A 23,594-nucleotide genomic window follows, 5' to 3' on the forward strand; every position below is an offset into this window, starting at 1 on the left:
GCATGGGAGAGGCCTCGTGTCCTAAAGCTACCATTGTCGTCCCCGTTTACAACTCTGCGCGCTCGATTCAGCGATGCCTCGATTCGCTGTTGGCCCAGTCCGAGCGCTCGATTCAGGTTGTCTGCGTCAACGACGGTTCGACTGATGATTCGTTGAACGCGTTGCGCCAGATCGCGCAGGCCGACGATCGTGTACTGGTGATTGACCAGGAAAACGCGGGCGTCTCGTGCGCTCGAAATGCCGGTATCGATGCTGCCGAGGGCGAGACCGTCTTTTTTGTGGACGCCGACGATTACATCGATGCCCAGACGGTCGAGCGCGTGCTGCATGCCATGGAGTCTGCGGATGCCGAGGCCGCCGTTTTTGGCGGCGTCTGTGAACCTGCCGATGCTGCCCCCAAACGCGTCCAGCAACTCATGAGCCCCAAAGCTAGTATCTTTGGCGCCCGTGATCCCCAACTGCTGTTCCATTCGAATGCGCAGCCCTATGCCTGCCGCGCGGCTTTTTCGCGCGAGCTGTTCAATCGCGAAGGTATTCGCTTCGCCCCCGGTTTGGCTTTGGGCGAGGACGTCGTCTTCCAATTTGCGGCTTATGCGCTTGCCCGCAAGACCGTCGTCATGCCGGACAAGTTCTACCACTACGTGATGGAGAGTGAATCGGCGACGCACGAGTTCAACAGTGCCGAGGCTCGCGCCAAAAAGCTTGACGCCCACATGAGGATGCTCGAGGAGGTCTTGGAGGACTGGGCGGCCTACGGTCTTTTGGACCTGTGCCCCGGCGAGCTGATAACTTGGTTTTTGGACCTAATTGTGTTCGACCTGGCGCGCTTGGATGCCGATGACTTCCATCGCGTGGCGGCTCGCGTCAACATGGACCTTACGACGTTTTTGGGAACGGAGTGGGCGGATATGCCTGCTAAGGGGGCCGTTTGCCGTGTTGCCCAGAAGCTCGTTGCGGCGACCTCGGGCGTTTCGATGGCAGACGCCACGCTGTTCTATCTTTCGACTCGCGGTCTCAAAGCCTGCCTGGAGCGCTTTATCTAATTCCAAGCGCTGCCGCTCGCCGCAACTCGGCTGTTAAAATAACCCTGTTACACGCTACTCAACAGGAGGTTCTCTTGCAGAACTCTGATACCCCTAAAGTTTCGCTGCTTGTCCCTATTTGCAATGTCGAACGCTACCTGCGCGAGTGCCTCGATTCCGCCGTGGCTCAGACGCTCAAGGACATCGAGATCATCTGCATCAATGACGGTTCCACCGATAGCTCGTCGGATATCATCCGCGAGTACATGGAGCGCGACCCCCGTGTGAAGATGATCGACAAGACCAACAGCGGCTACGGTGACTCGATGAACCGCGGCCTGGAGATGGCGCGCGGCGAGTACGTGGGCATCCTTGAGTCCGACGACTTTATGTTTGAGGATTCGCTCCAAAAGCTGGTCGCCAAGGCCGATGCTGAGCATGCCGATGTGGTGAAGGGCGACTTTTACCTGTATTGGTCCACGCCCAGCGAGCGCCGTGAGCTGTTTGGGATTATCGACGAGCATATGACGGGCGCCGCGTATCGCCCCGTCGATCGCCCGGGTATCTTCTACCGCAAGCCTTCCATTTGGTCGGCTATCTATCGCCGTGAGTTCCTCAACGACAATCAGATTCGGTTCCTTCCCACGCCGGGCGCCTCGTATCAGGACGCCGGCTTTAACTTTAAGGTTTGGGCTTGCGCCGAGCGTGCCGCGTTTATTGCGGACCCCATTTTGTGCTATCGCCAAGATAACGAGAAGAGCTCCGTTAATTCGCCCAACAAGGTGTTTTGCGTATGCGACGAATATGCCGAGATGCAGCGCTTTTTGGATGAGCGTCCCGAGCTCAAGGCTCAGCTCCAGGGGATTTTAATGCGCATGAAGGTCGATACGTACCGTTGGAATGATGAGCGCCTGGTCGATGAGCTGCGCGAGCAGTTTTGGCAGAAGGCCTCGCCCGAGCTCAAGGCCGATTGGGATGCCGGTCGCTTTGATCTGTCGCTGTTCGACCCGCGTGGCGAGACCGACTTGCGCCTGATGGTCAAGTCGCCCCGTGCCTATATCGATTCGCGCTTTGACTTTAAGAAGCCTGGCAAGCTCAATACGTTTAAGCATTACTTTAAGATAGGCGGTCTGCCGCTGGTCTGGCGTGTACTGACGTATCAGCGCACCTACGGCGACAACCCGCACCCCGATGACGTTCCGGTCGCACAGTAGGAGCGAGTGACTATGGCTACCCCCAAGATTTCCGTTGTCGTTCCCATCTATAAAGTGGAGGAGTGTCTGGCCTGGTGCTTGGACTCCCTGCTTGCGCAGGACATGCCCGATTGGGAAGGCGTGCTGGTTAACGATGGCTCGCCGGACGGTTCGCGCGATATTGCGGCTGCCTATTGCGAAAAGGACGCGCGCTTTACGCTGGTCGATAAGCTCAACGGCGGCCTGTCGAGTGCACGTAATGCAGGCATCGCCGCGTCCACGGCGCCTATCGTCGCGTTCTTGGATTCCGACGACCGATTTACGCCCGATGCGTGCCGTGTGATCGTAGATGCCTTTGAGCGCGAGGGCTGCGACGTTTTGACCTTTGGCGCGAACCCGTATCCGCTGGAGGCGGGGTATCCGTGGCTTAACTATGTGCTGAGCCCGCGCGATGTGTCGTTTGAAGGCTATAGCTCTGACCTGCTGTTTAAGGAAGCATCTCGCCCGTTTGCATGGCGCACCGCCTGCAAGCGTGAGTTTTTGCTGGGCAACGGGATCGTGTTCGACGAAACCGTTAAGTATGGCGAGGACCAGGTCTTCGATTTTGCCGTGTACGGTCGTTCGCACAAGACCGCGCTTATCTCGAACAAGCTGTATGACTACCGCGTGGCGCGCAAGGGTTCGCTCATGGACACCATGCGCTACGACGACGAGACGCGTCTGCTGGAGCACGTGAAGATTTACTCCGCGGTGCTGGCTGACTGGCAGCGCGACGGTATCGATGCTCAGCATGCCGATGACCTGGCGTACTTCCTCTGCGATCTGGTGCTGTACGATGCGCTCAGGCTGTTGAGTACGGATTGCGGCAAGGTGTTTGCTGCCGTTGCCACGGCGCTTGCCGGTTCTGCCGTGGGCAGCGATGCTGCGCTCGCACAATGCGCTCCTTCTGTTGCTGCTATGGTGCGTGCGGCGCTTACCAGCAAGGCCCCCAATGTCCGTGCGTGCAAAAAGCTCATGTTCGATTACGATGTCTTGAGGTTTGGGCGCCTGGGTGCCTGCAAGCGCGTGGCAGCGAACGCCCTGGGAAAGCGAGAAGTGTAGATGAGTATCAAGCGTTTGGCACTTTGCCGCAGCCAGGGCCGTCTGTTTGTGCTGCTTCGTTTTGCCGGTCAGGATGTCGCCGCGCTTATTGAGCGGGAGGGTTCTCAAGCGTTTGCCCATGCGACGGCGAGCGGTTCTTGTGTGCCGTCGCTGGTGCTCCCGGTCGATCATGGCCGTGTGCTGGCGCTTTGCCCTTCCGTTTCCGATTACGAGCGCGAGCTCGCCGTCTTGGTGCTTCCGTTTTTGGATGGCGCGTCGATGGATGTCGTTTTTGCATCCGGTGGCCAAAAGCTTGGCTCCATTCGCCTCGATAGCCGCGTGGCCAAGCTGGAATCCAAGATTAACTACAAAGCAAAGCCTGCGATGTGTGCGCTCGTTCGCGATGCACAGCGCAGCGAGTGCTGCGGTCGCTATGAGATCGATGCCGTTCGTTATTTACCGGCAGACGCCGGCGCGGTGTGGCGCTATGAGGTTACCTGGGCTGGAGACCTCCAGTGCGCACCTGAGCTCCAGATTTTCGATACGCATATGAATGCCATCGATGTCACCGTGCATGTGTTTGAGTCGCAGGTCGATGTGACGCAGCAGGACGGATGCCGCGTCAATAAAACGTTTCTGAGCGTTGAGATGCCTCAGGATATACGAGATTTTGTCGCGATTGTGAGCGATCCCACAGAGCAGATCCAGAGCGGGTTTTGCGCCATGGATGGTCGCCTGTACAACGGCATGGTCGACGACAGCTGGAACCGTATGAAGGACGCGCGTGCAGACGACGCAGCTTATCGACGTTGGTTTGAGCAGCATCGCGCAAAGCCGGGCGATTTGGCGTGCCAGTGTGTCACTTCGGTGGCCTTTGCCTATAGACCGCTCGTGAGCATTGTGGTGCCGTGCTACAAGACTGATCGGGTCTACCTGCGCGAGCTGCTGGACTCGGTGCTAGCCCAGAGCTATGACAACTGGGAACTGCTCCTTATGGATGCCTCGCCCGAATGGGACGCGGTTGCCGACCTTGCGGCAGGTGCTCACGACGAGCGCGTTCGTCGCATCGGGCTGCCCGGCAACGGCGGCATTGTGGTCAACACCAACGCAGGTATCGAGCAAGCGACGGGCGACTACATCGCGTTCCTGGACCATGACGACATTCTGGAGCCGGACGCGTTATTCCAGTATGTTTCCGCGCTGAATAAGGCGGCCGAGGGCGAGCGCCCCCAGGTCTTGTTCTGCGACGAGGACATGTTTCAGAAAACGGGGGAGTGGGGCCAGCCGGTCTTTAAGACGCGGCTCAACGTCGATCTGCTCTATAGCCATAACTGCGTGACGCATTTCCTGATGGTGGAGAAGGCGCTCATCGATCACATTGGTATGTCCCCAGAAGACGTTGCGGGCGCCCAGGATTACGACCTGACGCTCCGCTGCCTTGCAGCCGGCGCGCGCTTTGAGCACGTTGCGCATGTGCTGTATCACTGGCGCGTGCATCCGGGATCGACCGCCGACGGTTCTGCCAATAGTAAGCCGTATGCTATTGAAGCCGGGCGCCTTGCGCTTCAGCGCCACTTTAACGCGCTGGGCATTTGCGGAACGGTCGAGGAGACCGAGACGCCGTTTGTCTATCACATGCGTTATGCGCTGCCGGAGTCTGCGCCGCTGGTGAGCATTGTGATTCCCACCAAGGATCACGTTGAGACGCTCGATGCCTGCGTGATGTCGATCGCTCAGAAGGCAACGTATGCCAATTACGAGATCGTCTTGGTGGAGAACAACAGCAAAGCCCCGGAGACGTTTGCGTATTACGAAACCCTGCCAGAGCGCGTGACTGCTGCATCCGAAGGTAAGGGCATCGCACACGTTGTGTACTGGCCGGGTGAGTTCAATTACTCCAAGATCATTAACTTTGGCGTTGAGCATGCCAGGGGCGACTATCTGCTGCTGCTCAACAACGATACCGAGGTCATAAGTCCGGACTTTATCGAAGAGATGATGGGGTATCTGCAGCGTCCCGATGCGGGCGTGGTGGGCGCCAAACTCTACTTTGCCGATCATCTGGTGCAACATGCCGGCATCTTGGTTGGCGTGCGTGGCGCACTTGCCCATGCCAACCAGGACTTCTCGGCAAAGCGCGAGGGCTATCTTGCCCGCGCTGTGCGCCCCGGTAACTTTAGCGCCGTAACTGGTGCCTGTCAGATGGTCCGACGCGACGTATTTGAGCGGGTCGGAGGCTACGACGAGGAATTCGCCGTCGGCTTTAACGACGCGGACTTTTGTCTGCGCGTGTGGGAGGCGGGCTATCGAACCATCTATACGCCCTATGCCGAGCTGTATCACTACGAGTTCACCTCGCGCGGCAGGGAAGAGGCCAACGAGAAAAAGCTGCGCCGCTGGAAGCGCGAGCAAGCGCTGTTCATGCAGCGCTGGCCAGAGTTCTTCCTCGATGGCGATCTGTGGCTCGGGTCAAACCTATCCTCCGACAGTGAGTACTTCTCGCTTTAGAGCGAAGTAATTTCAAGATCCGGCAAAGTATCCTCAAGAGCTGCAAGAGCGGTGGGGGTTCAAGTACTCCTCGTTGAAGCGGCTCTTGTCATATCGAAAACGTGTGTCAGGATTTTTTTAGGTGGCCGTATTAATTAAATTGGTTCGCTTATGTGCTCGGTTTGACTCAGAAGCTATTTAGCGTAACGGTTGAGGTGTGGCGACTCATATTTAAATTGCAGTCACAAAGACACCTTTTATCGATTTCCCGTTGAAATACTGAATTGATAGTTTAAAAATAACTTAAGAGAGCCTTAAATCTCGGAGAAAGGATGTCGTATGAAAAACCTTCGAGAAAGATGGCGCGGACTAACAGTGCTGGGAGTTGTTGCATTTGCCGCTGCCTGCATGACGGTTGCCCCGGCGCCCTCATTTGCTGATATTGCTGGCGGTGGCGGAGGCGGTGGACCGATTACGGAATGGTGTTCCGACGGTCGTCCGAAGACTGGACTCGTTCGGTGCGAGGACGGCAACCTTCGCTATTTCGATCCCGAAACTGGCGCCATGGTCACGAACCAGTGGCATAACGAATACGAAGCTGTTTGGTACTATTTTGGCGCTGACGGGATCGCGGTGTCGGGCTGGCAGTCTATCGGTGGGGACAAGTATTACTTCTACCCCGAAAGCCATGATATGGCATACGGCCGAGTTCAGATTGACGGCAAGAACTACTTCCTGAACACCCCTGGTGCCAACGCCGATGGCCGCATGCAGCATAGCGGCTGGCTCTATGACTCCATCTATGGAAAGTGGTTCTATGCGACCTCCAGTGGCGAACTGCTGACCGGTTGGCATAATATCGGTGGAACTTGGTATTATTTCGACGAGTATGGTGTCATGCTGACCGGCTGGATCAACGTTTCGGGGACGTGGTACTACGCCAACGCTTCCGGTGCGATGGCCACTGGCTGGCTCAACATCGGCGGTACGTGGTACTACCTCGACGGCTCGGGCGCCATGGTCGCTAACAGCTGGCGCAGCCTCGGCGGCTCCTGGTACTGGTTCGGCGACTCCGGTACAATGGCCACTGGGTGGTTCTTGGCAGGCGGCTCTTGGTACTATGCGAGCGGTTCGGGCGCCATGGCAACCGGCTGGCTCAGCAATGGCGGCACGTGGTATTGGCTCGGAGGTTCGGGCGCTATGGCCTCTAACTCTTGGGCTAACGTTGGTGGAGTTTGGTACTGGTTCGACGATTCCGGCGCGATGGCCACCGGCTGGCGTCAGGTCGGCGGCGCCTGGTACTACTTTAGCGGTTCCGGCGCTATGGCCCACGACGCCTGGGTCGGCGACTACTACCTCCGGTCTTCCGGTGCCATGGCTACGAATGCCTGGGTTGGCTCCTACTATGTCGGCGAGGACGGCAAGTGGATTCCGGGCTACGGTTTAGTTTGGTACAAGAGCGGTAGCCATGTTTACCATACGCATAAATGCCGTACCGTTGGCAAGGACGCAAAGGGCTATTCGCAGATCTCTATCCAGGAGGCCCAGAGGCGTGGCGCTTCACGAGAGTGCAAAAACTGCCAGCAAATTGGCTAGTACATTACTGAGCTAGTTTTGATTGAGGCCCCGTTGCCCTGAAGCGACGGGGCCGCTGCGTGATTGGATGCTGTGCTGCTATGAAGAAATGGTCATTCGGAGTGCTGGCTTTTTCGGGCCTCATTTCTTTTGGGCTCCTTTTGGGTTCGCCTTCGATGTTATACGCCCTTGATTCGAATAACATTGACGAAGGTCCCGCATCTAACGTTGCCATTGCTTCTGTCGAGTCAGGTGTTGATGCTCAGCGCGAATCGGCCTTCGCCGTTGAGCAGAACTCTCAGGTGGATAATGAGGTCTCTTCTGAGGTTTCGAATCAAATTATTTGGCATCAAGGATGGATATCGCCCGAAGAGGGGGCTGGTTTTTGGCGTTGGGGCTTGTCTGACGGAACAGTCGCTGTTTCTTCTTGGAGACATATAAACGGTAGCTGGTATTGGTTCGACGACGAAGGTCGAATGGCTCAGGATGGGTTGGTTCAAGTCGGGGGTGCGACTTATGGATTCTCCTCTTCGGGTGCAATGCGTGTCGGCTGGTACCTAGATTCTACGGGCTCCACTTCTGCTTGGCGTTATTTCTCCGGTTCTGGCGCCCTGTTAAAAGGCTGGCTTTCAGACGGCAACAACTGGTATTGGCTGGATGATGAAGGCAAGATGGTCCACGACTCGATGCTGCAGATCGGGGGAGCCACGTATGGATTCTCCTCTTCTGGCGCAATGCTTATCGGATGGCATCTTGATGCTTCCGTTTGGCATTATTTCTCCGGCTCTGGCGCCCTGGTAAAGGGCTGGCTCTTGGATGGGGGCCGTTGGTATTGGCTTGATCCTGCGGACGGTTCTATGGCCACCGGGCTGAATGCATGCAATGGAACCCCTTATATCTTTAACGGATCGGGGGCCATGCTCTCCTCCCAGTGGGCGCTTATTGACAACAACTGGTATTACGCTGACTCCAACGGCTTGCTGCATGGAGGTTGGTTGCTTCTAGGGAATTCTTGGTATTACCTGGATCCAGGAAGCCATATTATGCTCACGGGCTTTGTGCGAGTGGGTACAACCTCCTATTTCCTTACGAGTTCAGGTGCCATGGCAACAGGCTGGGCACTTGCTGATGATACTTGGTATTACGCCGCATCAAACGGAGCTATTCAACGAGGGCGATGGATAAAGTCCGGAAGCGCCTGGTATTACCTTGATGATGTATCCGGCGCAATGCGTACTGGTGAATATACGGTAGGCGACACGCGCTATTATTCTTATGATTCCGGTGCGATGGCATCTTCGTGCTGGATTAACTTGAGCGACGGTATGTCATGGGCGAATTCGTCTGGAGCGCTGAGCGAGCCGTTGCCTACTTCATCTGATGGATCTCCCGTAATCGCTGATCGTGCCGACTTGTCTTCATTGCCAGGTACAATTCATATTGGAGACGCGGTTTTCTATGCGGACGCAAACGGTGTCGTTAATGTGGCATCTGGTTGGATTATGCCGAATGACGCTTCTGACGAAAACGACAATACTTGGTACTACGCATCTTCCAATGGTGTCCTTAAGTCTGGTTGGCAATATGTCAACGGTACGTGGTATTGGATGGATCCTTCCACATTCAAGATGAAAACTGGATGGCTTAATGACGGCGGTACGTGGTACTGGCTCCAGCCATCGGGCGCCATGTTTGCTAATGGGTGGCTGAAAATCGATGGCGTTGACTACTACTTCAATGCAAGTGGTGCATGGTTGAATACGTCTGGTTCTGTTTTGGGGGTCAATAGGTCCAGTCTGGTCAATTGGCTTTTGAGCCACGAAAACGACGGCTATTACCGTGGAACACGCTATGATACGCATCTTAGCCAAGAAACATGTATGTATCCAAAGGGTGATCCTCGTTGGGACGGGTATACCGGTATGAACTGCGGCGGATTTGTATCGCATGCATATATGAAAGCGGGCGGGAATTTAGCTCCCATTGCCGCCGAGCAGAGTCATTCCCCTTGGAGTGGAGGTCCCGGAAGGGGCGGCTGCGTAAACGCTTATCGTTGGTACGGCTACGCTATCGATACGTGCGCGAACGTGACTTATTTCAATTCTATTGATGAGTTACTGCGTAGTGGTTTGGCTCGTAAGGGGGACATTGTGTTCTTTAATCCTTACAACCCATATGCGGACGATAGCCACATTGGCTTTTTCTGGGGCAATTCGCCGAGCGAAAATTTGTTCTGGCATAGTGATGGTTATGGAAATCGCATCTCCGGTTTGACCGCTTTGGGCCCATCGAAAGTAATACTGATTCGTTAGAATTCCGAGTTGTAGGGGACTCTCTGGGCCCCCTACCTTTTTTGACATCTGGTTTGAAAGTTTATTTGAAGTCGGTATTCTTGGGGGCAAGAGGAGGGGGCAATGAGCCTGCGGGTTCAACCCTGCCGGTAAGTTCTTCTTTTCTTTGCAGCAATGCGCCCAACTATTTATTGTCCTAGAATGCATCTTGTCCTGTTAGATGTTCGGGAATCTTTCATAGCTATGCTGTAAGCTAGACGCAATCAAGAGCGAATGACGAGGTTTACATGAACAAACATTTTAAGTTGTTTTCGGCATTGTTGGTGCTGATGCTCCTTGCGCCCGTTTCTATGTTTGTATGCCCTGCGGATGCAGGGGCTGCTCAGACTCTGGTTGAGAATTCTTGGCGTTATGAGGGTGGACAATTAGTTTCAGATGATGCTTCTTCCGAAGAAGACGGAATAGCTTTATTGTCTATGGACACTCTTCCCGATGGGGTTACAGCTCAGGGCATTGACGTCAGCGAGCACCAAGGGCGTATTGATTGGGACGCAGTTAAAGCTTCTGGCATCGATTTCGCTATTCTGCGCGTTGGGTTTGGCGCTCCGTCTTTCGGCGGTCGAATTGACTATCAATTTAATCGAAATATTTCTGAGTGCGAGCGACTCGGAATTCCCTACGGCGTCTATGTCTATTCATATGCTTTTGATAATCAACAGGCAGCCGATGAGGCGTCCATGGTGATTGACTGCCTATCGGGGCACAATCCTAGGCTACCGGTGTATTACGATCTTGAGGACAAGACAATTATTGCAGATGGTCGTCAATCCGGAATTGCATCTAGAGCTCAGACATTCTGTAATAAGATTTCTAGTGCTGGATATAAGCCAGGCATTTATGCAAACCTAAATTGGTTTAACAATATATTGACCGACCCTGTATTTAAGAGCGGTTCTTGGGATCATTGGATTGCTCAATACAACTCCCAATGTCACTATACCGGCAGTTACAGCTTTTGGCAGTATACAAGCCGCGGAAAAGTTTCTGGTATTAGCGGAAACGTTGATATGAATTACGCGTATGTTGATGTCTCTCTTTATTACTGGCAGTTAAAAGAGGGCACTTGGTATTACGCAACCTCTGACGGCAAAGCGTATACCGGATGGTTGCGCCAGGGCGGTTCCTGGTACTGGCTCGACCCCGACGCGGGCGGCGCCATGGTGACGGGCCTCCACGCGTGCAACGGCTCAGCGTACTGGTTCAGCGCCTCCGGCGCGATGGCGACCGGATGGGTCCTCGACGGCGGCACCTGGTACTACGCGACTGGCTCCGGCGCCCTCGCCTCCGGCTGGCTCAGCCTAAACGGTGCGTGGTACTGGCTCGATCCCTCGACGCACGCCATGGCCACCGGGCTCCATGGGTGCAACGGCTCCATGTACTGGTTCAACGGCTCCGGCTCGATGGCGACCGGGTGGGTCCTCGACGGCGGTACCTGGTACTACACGACGGGCTCCGGCGCCCTCGCCTCCGGTTGGGCCTACGTCGGCAGCGCCTGGTACTGGCTTGATCCCTCCACCCATGCCATGGCTACCGGCCTTCACGAGTGCAACGGCTCCCTGTACTGGTTTAATTCGTCCGGCGCGATGTCGACCGGGTGGGTCCTCGACGGCGGGACCTGGTACTACGCGACTGGCTCCGGCGCGCTGGCGCGCGGCCCCGTATCCGTCGGCGGCGTGCCCTACTGCTTCGACGCCCGGACGGGTGCCATGCTGACGGGCTACCAGACGGACGCGCAGGGCGTCCGCCGCTACTTCGGCAGCTGCGGCCCCCTTAACGGCTGGGGCCTCGTCGACGGCTCCTGGTACTGGTTCGCTGACGGTATCGCCTCGACCGGCTGGCTTTACACCGGCGGTTCCTGGTACTGGCTCGACCCCGACGCGGGCGGCGCCATGGTGACGGGCCTCCACGCGTGCAACGGCTCAGCGTACTGGTTCAGCGCCTCCGGCGCGATGGCGACCGGATGGGTCCTCGACGGCGGGACCTGGTACTACGCGACTGGCTCCGGCGCCCTCGCCTCCGGCTGGCTCAACCTAAACGGTGCGTGGTACTGGCTCGATCCCTCGACGCACGCCATGGCCACGGGCGTTCAAACTATCGGATCATGTGAATATATATTTAATAGTTCCGGCAAGATGATGGCTAATTGCTGGTCAAACGGTGATGGGTCCTGGATGTATCATTCTTCATCCAGCGGTGCAATTGACCTTAAAGGCATCATGACCGATTCGGGAATCCAGCTGATTGACGATGACGGGAATGTTAGAACGGGCTGGATTGAGAGTCTGGGTTCTCGATATTATTGTTCTGCTAATGGGGTAATTCTGACTGGATGGCAGCAAATTGCTGGGTCTTGGTATTACTTTAACCCGGATGGTCGAATGGCGACCGGCTGGCTTAACGATGGCAGCAACTGGTACTGGCTGGATTCCGCTTCTGGCGCGATGAAAACGGGATGGCTTTCCCTTGGGGGCACATGGTATTACCTTGATGTCGCACGTGGGGGAGTAATGTTGAGTAACGGTTGGTATTGGATCGGCTCTACTGACTACAAGTTCAGTTCATCCGGCGCAATGGTTGGCGCTTGGGTCGATGTCCCGTGCTATTCGCAGTACCCGGAACTTCCTACTGGCTGTGAGTCGGTTGCCCTTACAAACTTGCTTAACTACTATGGTTTCGGTTTAGGTAAGACGATTATTGCGGATTACTATTTGCCCAAGGGAAGCAATGGCAATTTTGTTACCGCTTTTGATGGCAATCCAAGGCGTAGCAGCGGGGGTCTCATGGGATGCGTCGCACCTGCGATTACTATTGCTGGTAATAACTTTCTGCGTGCTGCTGGAAGTGGCAAGCAGGCAAAAGACGTTTCTTTCTCGTCAATTTCTTCCATTAAGAACAGGCTGACCTGTGGTCAACCTGTTGAGATGTGGAATACCGAATGGGGAAGTTGGCCAGGAGGCCGTTATGCTGCGCGTTGGTATAACGGGCATTCCTATGGTCTGTGGGGCGGTAATCATGCCGTAGTCCTTAAAGGCTATGATGACGAGCAGGGAATTGTCTATCTTTCGGATTCGATTAACGGCAATGTTACGCGAAATGCCCAAGTGTTCTTCGGCACGTGGCAACAGATGGATAGCCAGGCCGTGGTAATTGAATAGCCATGATGCTAAAAGGGGAGAGCTCGACGAGCTCTCCCCTTTTGCTACTTTGTTAATCTAGCTACGCCGTCTTCTTACGTCCAAATAGTTCGTCCCAGTTACTGGCTGCCAAAACTGTTCCGCATACAATTACAACGCAGCAGATTACGGATGCCATGTCGGGAATTGTTCCAAGCAAGATCAGGCCAAAGACCACTGACCATGCCGAATAGGAGATATTCAGAGCCATCGCACGCGCTGCTCCGATTGCCGCAATGCCCTTGTAATAGAACAGATAGGATGCAGTTCCTGCGAGTCCGGCGAGTGCAATAATCAATGTGGGCATGCTTGGGATAGCGCCCAACGTGAAATGCCATGCTCCGAAGAGGGGGAGTACGAGCACTCCATAAACAAGTGCACTTGTAGTTTCGCGGATTTGCAAAGCCGTTTCGTCATCAACGGCATCATCTTTCATTCCCCATGCGCACAGCACCGCTTCGGATCCCCATCCAATAACGGCAAGCACCGCCCCGAGTAAGCCGAGGGGGGCATTTGCAATCTCACTCGACCCGGCCGATAGATAGCCCATCGTCATTACGCCGCAAAGAGCAACGAGAAGGGAAAGAATCTGGCCTTTGCCCATTTTCTCCTTCAGCAGCACGAAGGAAAGGAATGCTCCGACTGCGGGATAGAAGGCGGAGATGATTGCCGTGTAGGCAGCTCCGATGTTATTAATTGCCAATACGTAGCCGGTCATTCCGATAGGTCCACCGAGTAGAGCGCCGGCGATGACGACCTTGCCCGAACGAGTTTTAAGTGCAGCGAGCGTGTCTTTCAGTCTGCCTCGGACTCCCATGTAGCCAAAGAGCCAGATTGCACAGAAGGCATCATGGAGAAAGGATCCCGCAATGGAGGCACATGCAAGCGCTTCCGCCGATCCAATATAGGGCGCAAGCGCCAAGCCGATTCCAAGAATTACTGTATCAAGGCCCCAAAGAAGACCGCTAAAAAAGCCGAATTGCATCGTTACTCACCTTTCCGATAGATCTCCAGTGCCTTTTTAAGGTATTTGGCACCGTAATTGAAGTAGATATAGAGCCATTCGCCCACGAAGTCGCCTTCGGCTTCTTTCAGAAGAGACCAGAGGTACCAGCACCATCCTGCAAGGGCAATGTGCGCATAGTTATGCGCAATTTCGTTGTTTGTTGCCCTGCGCCCAAAATATGCATCAAGCGCGCGGTCGACTTCATCTTCGGAAAGCTCACAGCAGACACTGCAAGTTCCAAAATCGTTCGCGTAATCGCTCATGCCAGCATATTCCCAGTCAATGAGATAGTACTTGTCGTTTTCATCGATAAGAAAATTGAGGTAGAAGAAGTCATTGTGACAAAGGCATTTTGGCGCATTGTCGGCCTGAACAAAGCGCTCCAATTCATCGATTTCGGCGGCCATTTCCGTGTAGCCTGGAATGTCGATGGGACCTTTTTCCAGAAGAAGTGATTCGTAGCGCTTCGCTTCGAGGTAGAAGTCAAATTCGGTTTCGACGTTTGCACCGCTCTCGTGAAGCGAACGACACATCTGCATCATTCGATTCATTTGGGCAGCATCGTGTGGATTAGGCTGCTTTGCGTTGGGTACAAACTTCGAAATTTTCCAACCGCGCTTTGGGTCCTCATGGATGAACGTATCGTCAAGGCCGAGTTCCTTGGCCTTTTTAAGTGCGGCTACTTCTCCATTTCTGTTAATAAGCAGTTCGGTTCCGACTCCCGGATGGCGGTAAACGTACTCTCCATCATTGGTTCTAAAGTGGCACGATAGGTTCGTAAGACCTTGTTTAAGGGGATAAACGTCGTGAATCTCTGATTTGGAGCAGCCGAGCACTTGCTCGATGTTATCGAAAATATCGGAGTCAACGTTTTCGATAAAATGCGGATCAAAGGCACGCAGCTCATCAAGAGAATCGAATTCGTTGATCTCGCCCTCAGGATACTTCTTGATCACCATATCGAGCTCCTTGATGTGCTCGATATACAGATCTTCCCAAAGTTTGTCCGTTGTTTCGGGCTTGTTATATTCCGTTTCAAGAATCTGCTTAAACGCAAGCGAGAAGGCTTTATCAAAGTAGACATGCCCGAGCATGTACCATGCATCGGACCCGCCAATCGTAACATTGGTGATTCTATCCATTGCTCCCGTTTGAATGCACCATTCTTTGGTGGCGCCTTCAGCATATTGAGCAGAATAAAATGCTTTCCAAACATATGCTTCAAACGGATTGTTTAGAAGGTAATCATCGCTTGAGCAAATGTAGGTGTTGCCAAGTCGCTCCCTTACGCACATAAGTGATGCGTGGTTATTTTTGGATGCGTATTCGTTGTTGACGACAATCGAAACGCCGAACTTGCTTTCGAGATAGAAGAAATATTCTTTTTTATAGCCGACAACGACGGTGATATTGCTGATACCTGCGTCTTGCAGCTGCCTAATCTGACGTTCGATGAGAATCTCACCACGTACCTTTAAAAGGCCTTTGGGCTTTTCATACGAAATGGGAGCAAAGCGGCTCGAAAGCCCCGCAGCCAATATCACTGCGTTTTCAACCTTATAGGGGTGAAGTGCTTCGTAACCGCTGTCGGTTAGGCTGTCCGATTCGAGAAGGCCCTCATTCGTAAGCTCTTTATTTGCTGCGTTTACCGATCCAAGTGAGAGGCCAGTGCGCTCGGCAACTTCTCGCTGGCTGGCATATGGGTTCTTTAGGTATTCGTACAGAACAGTAAAGTTACGCTTGGTCAGTTCCACTGCAGGCCTCCAATTAAGATGTTCATTGCTTAGGGAAAGAATAGAATGATTGAACGTTTTGTTCAATTTAATATATTTATCTACATAGACTGAACAGACAGTAACGAAAATCAATCCTGGAATGTGGATTAAAATAAATAAATGAGATATCTGGGAGGGTCGCTTATGTATCGATTCGAAAAGAAGGCCACGTTTGTTTGTGCTGCTGCGTCATTAGTCACTGCTTGCTGCTTGCCCCTGAGTGCGAATGTCGCGTTTGCACAGGATTCCGTTGAGGCTCAGAGTATTGAGTCAAAAGCGGATTTTTCTTCTGTGGTTTCCGATGATTTGCAACCTGATAATTCTTCCGTCATAAAAGATGGCTGGCAACGAGACGAGTCGTCTGGAGTTTGGTATTACGGAAAAAACGGTAAACACCAAACTGGCTGGCTGCAAAGCGGGGGCTATTGGTATTGGCTTGATCCAGCCAATGATGGTGCAATGCAGACAGGTTATTTCAATGTGACCGATGCTGGCGGATCGACTGTTTCGTTTTATGCGAATGACGGCAATGCCGCAACGCCTTTTGGCGCGCTATATCAGAACTGCTGGCTACGTAACTCAGATGGAAATTGGTTTTATGCCAATGCTGGAGGCGATTTAGCTGCTGGTTGGTTTTATCAAGACGGCACATGGTATTACCTGGATCCTGCCACCCATATAATGCAGGTTGGTTTTGTCGACCCCGGGAGCGGGAAATACTATTTAGATGCCACTGGTGCTATGAAAACCGGCTGGATTCTCGTTGACGGGAATTGGTACTGGGCTTATTCATCGGGTGCCCTTGCTTCGTCATGGCAAACGATAGGTGGGGCTCGCTATTATTTTGACCCACAGACGTTCATCATGTTTAAGGGTCGTCAAAAGATTGATGGAAGAACCTACATTTTTGGTGACTATGGCCTCGCAAATGGATGGTACAAAGACGGAGCAGATTGGTATTACTGCTCTAACGGTATTGCGGCCACTGGCTGGAAACTCGTTAACGGCGCTTGGTATTATCTCGACCCAGCCCTCGATGGTAAGATGTCCGTTGGGTATTTAGACCTTGGCAATGCAGCTTATTATTTAAAGCCTAACGGGGCTATGGCTGTTGGTTGGGCTCAGGTCGAGGACGGCTGGTATTTCGCCTCCCAATCTGGTGCACTTATTTCTGGCTGGTATAAAGAGGGCACGAGCTGGTATTACCTGGACCCTGTTAGCCATCTCATGAAAACGGGCTTATTTGAGGTGGGCGGCAACGATTTTTTTGCAAACCAGAGCGGTAGGCTTATGGTTTCCAGCTGGGTTACCGTTAATGACGGCGTTCAAAGATACGCTGATGATAATGGATATCTTTGCAAGGATGTGATTCGCGAAAACGGCACTATCCTTAAAACCGCCGGAGCTGATGGTTGGCAGGTTGCGTCCGGCTGGGTTAACGTCGCAAATCTAAGGTTTTACGCAGAGCCCGGAACGGGCGTCATTCATCGTGGATGGCTGCAGATTGACGGCGATTGGTATTGGCTTGATGCTGATTCTGGCGTGATGAAGACCGGATGGGTTTTTACTGGCGGTGCATGGTATTACCTAAACGCTGACGGAAAAATGGCAACTGGTTGGAAATGCCTGAATGGAACATGGTATTACCTTGAGTCCAATGGAAGCATGCATGTTGGCTGGCTTAAAGATTCGGGTAAGTGGTATTGGTTAGACGGCAGCGGCGCTATGGCAACGGGCGCAAGAACCATCGATGGCGTTCGTCGAGTTTTCTGGAGCGATGGACAGTGCGACAAAGTTGGCTGGCAAAATCCATCCCAGTATCCTCAGGTCAGTTCTTGGACTGTTCGGCTGCCTGGCTATTGCACCGGATACTTTACCTATGTGACCCCTTCTCGCATTTCTGTCGAAGCAACGCGGGAAGATTGCGTGAACGCCTTTATCCAGCGCGCCTATGAGTATATTGGTACGCAATATATTGAGCCTTGGTCTACCGCTCCCGGTGGAGCTGTTGATTGCTCTGGTTTTGTCTTGCAGTGCCTTTATGCTACTGGCATGGATATGGGTGTTTACAACCCTTATAACCATCGCTGGGATCCAAGCCAAACCTATAATTCCATGAATTGGTATCGAAGCAATATCTTTATGCCCGTGAGCACGAGCTCGATTCAACGCGGCGATGTGATTTATTACCGCGGTCATATTGCAATTGCACTTGGCGGCGGCTTGATGATTGATTCCTGGCCTCATCAAGGTGTCGGAATTCATCCTATTAGTGCAAGGGGAAATGTAATCGGCGCAGCTCGTCCGTTTATTTAATAGATTCCCTGCAAGACAGTCGGTACCGGTTGGGGGCCTGAAATGAATGCTCGGATTGATCATCGAATTTGCTGGCGAGTAATTGGCTTGATGCTATTTTCCGCCTTACTCTCAGTTATAGCCCCCGCATTTTCTTGCACTGCTTATGCCGTGGAAGAGGGGGCGGATAACGGTGTCGTAGAGCGCGACTCGACAGGTGGGCCGGGAGCATTGGTCGGTGGCGGTTGCTCTCAAGACTCCAGCGATTGTGCCGGCAAAACAACGGAAGATTCGAGCCTACAGGTTGTCGAAAGCCATGACCCGTCGACTACAGAACAACTATCTGGATGGCAATGGAACGGTTTGTCCTGGTATTACTATCTAGATGGCTGTCGTTTGACCGGAATTCAGAATATTGACGACTCGCTGTACTACTTGGACCCCGCTCGTGACGGCGCAATGAGCTGCGGCTGGATTTTTACTGAAAATAAGTGGTATTACGCGGGTCCGTCAGGCGCTTTGGCAAGTGGCTGGCAGTTTATTGGAGACCAATGGTACTGGTTTGACTCCCTTAACAGCTGTTCTATGGCTACTGGTCGACGTGTTATTGATGGGCACCCTTATCTTCTTGGAACCTATGGACTGATTAATGGATGGTGCCTTGATAACGGTTTATGGTATTGGGGTAGCAATGGTGAAGTCTTAACCGGCTGGCTTCAAACTGGCAATAACTGGTATTGGCTTGATCCCGCCAATGATGGTGTTATGTCTAGAGGAATCGTTTCTGTCGGTTCGTCTCGTTACTATTTATCGGATTCCGGCGCAATGGCTGTTGGTTGGGCGTTTGATGGGACGGACTGGTATTACGCTGACGGTTCCGGCGCACTTGCATCGGGCTGGCGTTTGGTGAATGGCGTTTGGTATTGGCTCGATGTCGCAAATGACAATAGAATGGCTACCGGCTTTTTTTCCATCGGATCGAATCGGTATCATTTTTCTTCAACGGGAGCGCTGTCACTCGGCTGGTTTATGAGCGATGAAGACTGGTATTACGCTGAGCCATCTAATGCATCGGGTATTGTAAAGACGGGTTGGCTGAAGGACGGTAGCCAATACTATTATCTTGATCCTGCCGTCGACGGCAAAATGCTGCTCGGGCATTTTTCTGTAAATGGGAAAAGCTATTATGCAAAAGGCTCAGGCGCTGTTGCTTGTCGTGAATGGGTAGATGTCCAGGACTCGGTTCAGGATGGTCCGTCTAAGGCTTTTGCTGGTTCTGACTGCTCGTTGTGCGGAACATTGCGCAATGGGAAGTTATTTACTTCAAACGGCGATGGCGAATTGGTCGAAGCGCGCGGTTTCGTGACGCTTGGTGGCTGCATTTTCTATGCTGATCCGACTAATGGCTCTTTGAGCGTCGGCTGGCAGAACGTTAACGGAAAATGGTACTTCTTTGATGAGACCGCTGGCTATGCACGATCTGGCTGGCTGAGCAAGGATGGCTCCTGGTTCTATTTAGATCCATCTACTTACGTTATGAAAACCGGTTGGGTTGCCGTTAACGGATATTGGTATTACTTGAATTCGTCTGGTTATATGCAGACGGGATGGCTCAATTTGGGCGGCACCTGGTATTGGCTTGATGCTAGTGGGGCTATGGCTACTGGCTGGCGCGTTGTGGACGGATCCTGGAATTACTTCATGGCTAACGGCGCGTGGGTGTCAGACTATATGGACGCTAAAGCTCAAAGTTATTCAAGCAATACAAATTGGCTGATACTTGTCGATACGTCACGTTGTATCACGAGCATCTACACTGGGTCATGGAATAATTGGTCCTTAAACCGTCGATATGTATGTTCGACGGGAAAAGCCAGTACGCCAACTGTGATAGGGGAGTACCAAGTCTACGGAAAGGGATACTCCTTTGGGCATGGATATACTTGCTATTACTACACACAGTTCTATGGTGATTATCTATTCCATTCTTCGCCCTACTACGTCAACAGTAACCGGGTGATGGATCCCACGATGGGCGTTCCATCCTCTGCAGGATGTGTGCGCCTTGAGATCCAGAACGCAAAATGGATTTACCATAACATTCCTTATGGAACAAAGGTTGTTACCTATTGATATTGGACAAGTGTCTTTAAAGGTGGGAGAAAGACACTGATTCTTAAGGGACTCTTTTCCAATTGAGGTGCTTTGATTTGGCAAGCGGTTTCATGAGAAGGCAGTCATAAACTGTATGCACTTCCGGTGCGCAGGATTTTAATTCTCTACGAGCTTCCTTTTCAGATTATTTTGAAAAGCCAACCATCTCGCTCCCTCTAGGGGGGCGAGATGTCGGTGTTGGTGTTAAAAATTACGGGAGCACCATTCAATTTGCCGCCATGTATTATCTAAAGGCCGAGCCTTCTCCTGTCTTTTTTGAGCGTAATAAACAACACCTTAAATCTCTAATGATTGCTTTGCTAATCTTGAAAACATGACTTTGGGAGGATTTTTGGAAATAGAAAAGGGAAATGGTACAGGCGTATGCGTACTTCTTTCAGCATATAAACCTGATCTTAAGTTTTTCGCCGCTCAACTTGATTCGATTGATGAACAAACGTTTCCGGTTACGCTTTTGGTCAGAAATGACTGCCCCGAATCGGCCTCTTTAGAGGGGTTTATCCAAGAGCATATAAAGAAAAACGCCTATCGTTATTATCATGGCGATAAAAATCTCGGTTATGTCAAATCGTTCGAGGCACTACTCTCTTTGGCAGAAGGGGATTACGTAGTATTTTGCGATCAAGATGATATTTGGGAGCCTAACAGAGTTCAAGTTTCGCTCAACCATATGCTAGAAGAAGGCTCAATTCTTGATGTTTGCGATAGATCGGTAATCGACGAAAACGGAAACATGCTGGTAGAGAGCTACAGAAAAGCTCATCCAAATTCGCCTGAAGTAAATTGGTGCTCCGGAGAGGATATTACTATTCAGGCTGCAAGTGTATGCTACGGCATTGGTATGGCTCTCATGCTAGATGCGAGTGCTGCTAAGTCGATGATTCCCTTTCCGGAATCCACTGCACATGATTTGTGGTTGACATTGGGCTGCAGCGAACTGGGGAAGTGCAGTTTTACAACGACTCCCTTGGTTAAGTATCGTCGACATGGCGGGAATGAAACTGGATTCCTTGCGGGTGTTGCTTCAAAAGATGATTGGTATTTAACAAGAGTCAAAAACAGGGTTGATACAGCTAAGCAATTTGCCGAAAGATTTCCTGATTCACCGCACCTAAAGGAAATAATGGGGTTCGCCGATGCAAGAGAGCGACGCTCCATAATTGGCTTGCTTAAATATCGACGAGCTTGCCCGTCCATTGCTAAAGCTGAAATCATTATGCGACTTGTACCGAATTGGCTGTTTCTTTTGATTTTAAACATGATTAAAGAAGCAAAATAGCTTCGTATCCGAATCGCGACTTGTTCAGAAGGGCGCTTATATTTGTGGAAGCCACAGAGAAGACTCTTTCGATTAAACACAATATGTTCTGGAATACCGTTGGCTCGTTGACGAATTTAGGCTGTCAATGGCTAATCACTATATTGGTCGTTCGACTGTCTGATGGATATAGTGCTGCTGGAATTTATTCCCTTGCTATGTCTATTTTCAACATGTTTTCTCAATTGGCCCAATACAGGATGTACACGGTACAAATTGCAGATGTTGAAAGGAAAAACTCTGCTGGTGAATACCTGACTTTTCGTTTCTTTACTACGTTTATGGCGTTTGCAATGTTGGCCGTCTATTCCATTGCGACGTGTCGTATTGATACGGTGCCTGCTGTTCTTTTGTATGCTCTCTATAAAACCGCCGGCTTAGTTATTGATGTCATGCATGCCAATGATCAGGTTGGCCATAGGATGGACTATATTGGGAAATCCCTCATAATGCAGGGCATTGGTTCTCTCCTTTCGTTCATTGTTGTCTTTGGGCTGTTAAATAGCCTCGAAGGTGCATTGTTGCTAATGACGGTAGTGACTATAGGTATCGGTGTTATTTACGATTATCCGAGATCAAATCGAATCTCTGCAATCAAACTTGGAATTACCCAAGCGAAGGTCAGAGCTTTCCTATGTGGCTGTTTGCCCATCGTTCTGGGCGGCATTGCTGCTTCTGCGGCGCCGAATATTCCAAGGCAGTATTTATCTTATACATTCGGAGATTCTGCTCTAGGCATTTATGCATCAGTTGCTGCTCCCGTGGCAATTATCCAAATGGGTGCGACGTATATCTATAATCCTTTATTAGGTTATTTAGTAGAGCGTTACTATTCTAGGGAAAAGTCCTTTTTTACGCTTATAGGTAAAATACTTGCCGGTATTTTATTTGTCGGCGTCATATCAGCAGTTGCGCTTTTCTTTTTCGGCAAATTATTGCTGTCTTTGTTTTATGGCGCTGGAATAGCCAAACATTCTGATCTCCTTCAGCCTATGTTGGCTTGTGCCTTTTTGACTGGCATTGCTTGGTTTGTCAACGATTTGCTGGTTTCTCTTGATAACTACCGAGGGGTATTTGTTGGCAGCATATTGTCCTTAATCAGTGCTGTTGCTGTCATGGCTCCCGCGCAAGTGTTGTTTGGCTTAAATGGCCCTACTGTAACGGCGCTTATATCCAATGCTATTTGCCTAATTTATCAGTCTTTTGTTTTGGGGAAACAGACGCAAGAATGGTTTGGGGAAAAGAGATAGGCCGATGATGTCTAAAGCTCACGCGCTATTAAAGCTTCAAAACACTGAATTGGATATCCTTCAGGTTGTCGCTGCATTCTGCTCTAAGCACGGCATCAGGTGGTGGCTTGATGGCGGAACATGTTTAGGAGCAATGCGTCATAGGGGGTTTATCCCTTGGGATGATGATATAGATATCGGAATGATGCGTTCAGACTATGACCGCTTTTGCTCTTTAGCCGAGGATGGTTTACCGGAAGGATATTCGCTCCATACATCGCGGAATACTATTGGCTATGCTGCGATGTTTGCTAAGGTGTATCGCGATGAAACTCGCTTCGAGAATCAGGAGGCTCGAGAGGCTTCCAGTTCGATGGGTATTTTTGTCGACATCTTTCCATATGACCAGCTCTATACAGATAAACGCCTTCGTGCAAAACAAGTCCGAACTGCATCAATTGCACAGAAAAGAGCTTATTTATATCACTCTTCTTCCATTGTTGTCCCTCATAAAGGGTTCCTTGGACAACTCGAGCAAATTGGTTGTTCTGCTATACACGTAGTGGAACGACTGGTTTCTCGAGGCGCATGCTCTTACCAGGATTTGTTCGACTCCTGTATTGCCGACTCAAATACGGGTGAGGTCTCTGATTATTGTCTGACGTTAAGCTGGCCGAATATGGCGCCAGTGCCTATTTCAGAGATTTTCCCTCTGAGCAGTGCGGTTTTCGAAGGCAGTGAATTCCCCGTTCCTCGTATGACGGATAAATATCTTACAACGATGTATGGCGAATGGAAGAAAATTCCGGAGCCGGAAAATCGACATACCCATCTTCCTCTTCTGCTTGACTTTGGGGATGGTGAAGTCTGGACTGCGCAGAATTAAGGATATGAAATCTTTACCAGATGAGGTTA

Annotated in this window: 14 protein-coding genes; 12 read left to right on the top strand and 2 right to left on the bottom strand. The window is 51.6% G+C overall.

Annotation, left to right across the window (positions count from 1 at the left end):
* The first annotated feature begins 2 nt into the window (after positions 1–2).
* The 7 genes from AAAV44_RS00380 to AAAV44_RS00410 all read left to right on the top strand — a co-directional run bounded on the left by AAAV44_RS00380 (position 3) and on the right by AAAV44_RS00410 (position 12,863).
* Positions 3–1,043: a glycosyltransferase family 2 protein gene (locus AAAV44_RS00380; RefSeq protein WP_349114003.1), complete on the top strand. Its 1,041-nt coding sequence runs from the start codon at positions 3–5 to the stop codon at positions 1,041–1,043.
* Between the two features lie 74 nt (positions 1,044–1,117).
* Entirely contained in the window at positions 1,118–2,236 is a 1,119-nt protein-coding gene (locus AAAV44_RS00385) for a glycosyltransferase family 2 protein (RefSeq protein ID WP_349114004.1), read from the top strand.
* A gap of 12 nt (positions 2,237–2,248) precedes the next feature.
* The gene (locus AAAV44_RS00390) at positions 2,249–3,316 is read left to right on the top strand and encodes a glycosyltransferase (RefSeq protein WP_349114005.1); all 1,068 of its coding nucleotides are present in this window, start codon (positions 2,249–2,251) and stop codon (positions 3,314–3,316) included.
* Positions 3,317–5,803 (top strand): glycosyltransferase family 2 protein, encoded by a 2,487-nt coding sequence (locus AAAV44_RS00395; protein WP_349114006.1) that lies wholly within the window; start codon positions 3,317–3,319, stop codon positions 5,801–5,803.
* A 318-nt stretch (positions 5,804–6,121) separates the two neighbouring features.
* Positions 6,122–7,378, top strand: a complete 1,257-nt coding sequence (locus AAAV44_RS00400) for a hypothetical protein (protein WP_349114007.1) — start codon at positions 6,122–6,124, stop codon at positions 7,376–7,378.
* 80 nt (positions 7,379–7,458) lie between these two features.
* On the top strand, positions 7,459–9,669 hold the full coding sequence (locus AAAV44_RS00405) for a hypothetical protein (RefSeq protein ID WP_349114008.1): 2,211 nt from the start codon (positions 7,459–7,461) through the stop codon (positions 9,667–9,669).
* Positions 9,670–9,935: 266 nt separating this feature from the next.
* Entirely contained in the window at positions 9,936–12,863 is a 2,928-nt protein-coding gene (locus AAAV44_RS00410) for a GH25 family lysozyme (protein WP_349114010.1), read from the top strand.
* A 61-nt stretch (positions 12,864–12,924) separates the two neighbouring features.
* On the opposite strand, the gene AAAV44_RS00415 is transcribed toward AAAV44_RS00410, so the two are convergent.
* On the bottom strand, positions 12,925–13,866 hold the full coding sequence (locus AAAV44_RS00415) for a DMT family transporter (protein WP_117798349.1): 942 nt from the start codon (positions 13,864–13,866) through the stop codon (positions 12,925–12,927).
* 2 nt (positions 13,867–13,868) lie between these two features.
* Positions 13,869–15,641 (bottom strand): phosphotransferase, encoded by a 1,773-nt coding sequence (locus tag AAAV44_RS00420; RefSeq protein WP_349114011.1) that lies wholly within the window; start codon positions 15,639–15,641, stop codon positions 13,869–13,871.
* 165 nt (positions 15,642–15,806) lie between these two features.
* Here AAAV44_RS00420 and AAAV44_RS00425 point away from each other — a divergent pair, with 165 nt between their 5' ends.
* The 5 genes from AAAV44_RS00425 (at position 15,807) to AAAV44_RS00445 (ending at position 23,565) form a co-directional block, all read left to right on the top strand.
* Positions 15,807–17,978, top strand: coding sequence for an NlpC/P60 family protein (locus AAAV44_RS00425; RefSeq protein WP_349114012.1), 2,172 nt, complete (start codon positions 15,807–15,809; stop codon positions 17,976–17,978).
* A 42-nt stretch (positions 17,979–18,020) separates the two neighbouring features.
* The gene (locus tag AAAV44_RS00430) at positions 18,021–20,090 is read left to right on the top strand and encodes a L,D-transpeptidase family protein (protein ID WP_349114013.1); all 2,070 of its coding nucleotides are present in this window, start codon (positions 18,021–18,023) and stop codon (positions 20,088–20,090) included.
* A 373-nt stretch (positions 20,091–20,463) separates the two neighbouring features.
* A complete protein-coding gene (locus AAAV44_RS00435) occupies positions 20,464–21,411 on the top strand; it encodes a glycosyltransferase (RefSeq protein WP_347479385.1) in 948 nt (315 codons plus the stop codon).
* Between the two features lie 44 nt (positions 21,412–21,455).
* Positions 21,456–22,700 carry a polysaccharide biosynthesis protein gene (locus tag AAAV44_RS00440; protein WP_124786114.1) on the top strand — a complete coding sequence of 415 codons (1,245 nt, stop codon included), beginning with the start codon at positions 21,456–21,458 and terminating at the stop codon, positions 22,698–22,700.
* Positions 22,701–22,704: 4 nt separating this feature from the next.
* Complete coding sequence (locus AAAV44_RS00445) at positions 22,705–23,565, top strand: LicD family protein (RefSeq protein ID WP_158564979.1); 861 nt, start codon at positions 22,705–22,707, stop codon at positions 23,563–23,565.
* Positions 23,566–23,594 lie beyond the last annotated feature (29 nt).

The sequence above is a fragment of the Collinsella sp. CLA-AP-H1 genome (assembly GCF_040092945.1).
Classification (GTDB): Bacteria; Actinomycetota; Coriobacteriia; order Coriobacteriales; family Coriobacteriaceae; genus Collinsella.

Bases quoted from the DNA above. Each gene is read 5' to 3' on its own strand.
- AAAV44_RS00380 (WP_349114003.1), top strand. From the start codon at position 3: ATGGGAGAGGCCTCGTGTCCTAAAGCTACCATTGTCGTCCCCGTTTAC.
- AAAV44_RS00390 (WP_349114005.1), top strand. From the start codon at position 2,249: ATGGCTACCCCCAAGATTTCCGTTGTCGTTCCCATCTATAAAGTGGAG.
- AAAV44_RS00395 (WP_349114006.1), top strand. From the start codon at position 3,317: ATGAGTATCAAGCGTTTGGCACTTTGCCGCAGCCAGGGCCGTCTGTTT.
- AAAV44_RS00400 (WP_349114007.1), top strand. From the start codon at position 6,122: ATGAAAAACCTTCGAGAAAGATGGCGCGGACTAACAGTGCTGGGAGTT.
- AAAV44_RS00405 (WP_349114008.1), top strand. From the start codon at position 7,459: ATGAAGAAATGGTCATTCGGAGTGCTGGCTTTTTCGGGCCTCATTTCT.
- AAAV44_RS00410 (WP_349114010.1), top strand. From the start codon at position 9,936: ATGAACAAACATTTTAAGTTGTTTTCGGCATTGTTGGTGCTGATGCTC.
- AAAV44_RS00415 (WP_117798349.1), bottom strand. From the start codon at position 13,866: ATGCAATTCGGCTTTTTTAGCGGTCTTCTTTGGGGCCTTGATACAGTA.
- AAAV44_RS00425 (WP_349114012.1), top strand. From the start codon at position 15,807: ATGTATCGATTCGAAAAGAAGGCCACGTTTGTTTGTGCTGCTGCGTCA.
- AAAV44_RS00430 (WP_349114013.1), top strand. From the start codon at position 18,021: ATGAATGCTCGGATTGATCATCGAATTTGCTGGCGAGTAATTGGCTTG.
- AAAV44_RS00445 (WP_158564979.1), top strand. From the start codon at position 22,705: ATGATGTCTAAAGCTCACGCGCTATTAAAGCTTCAAAACACTGAATTG.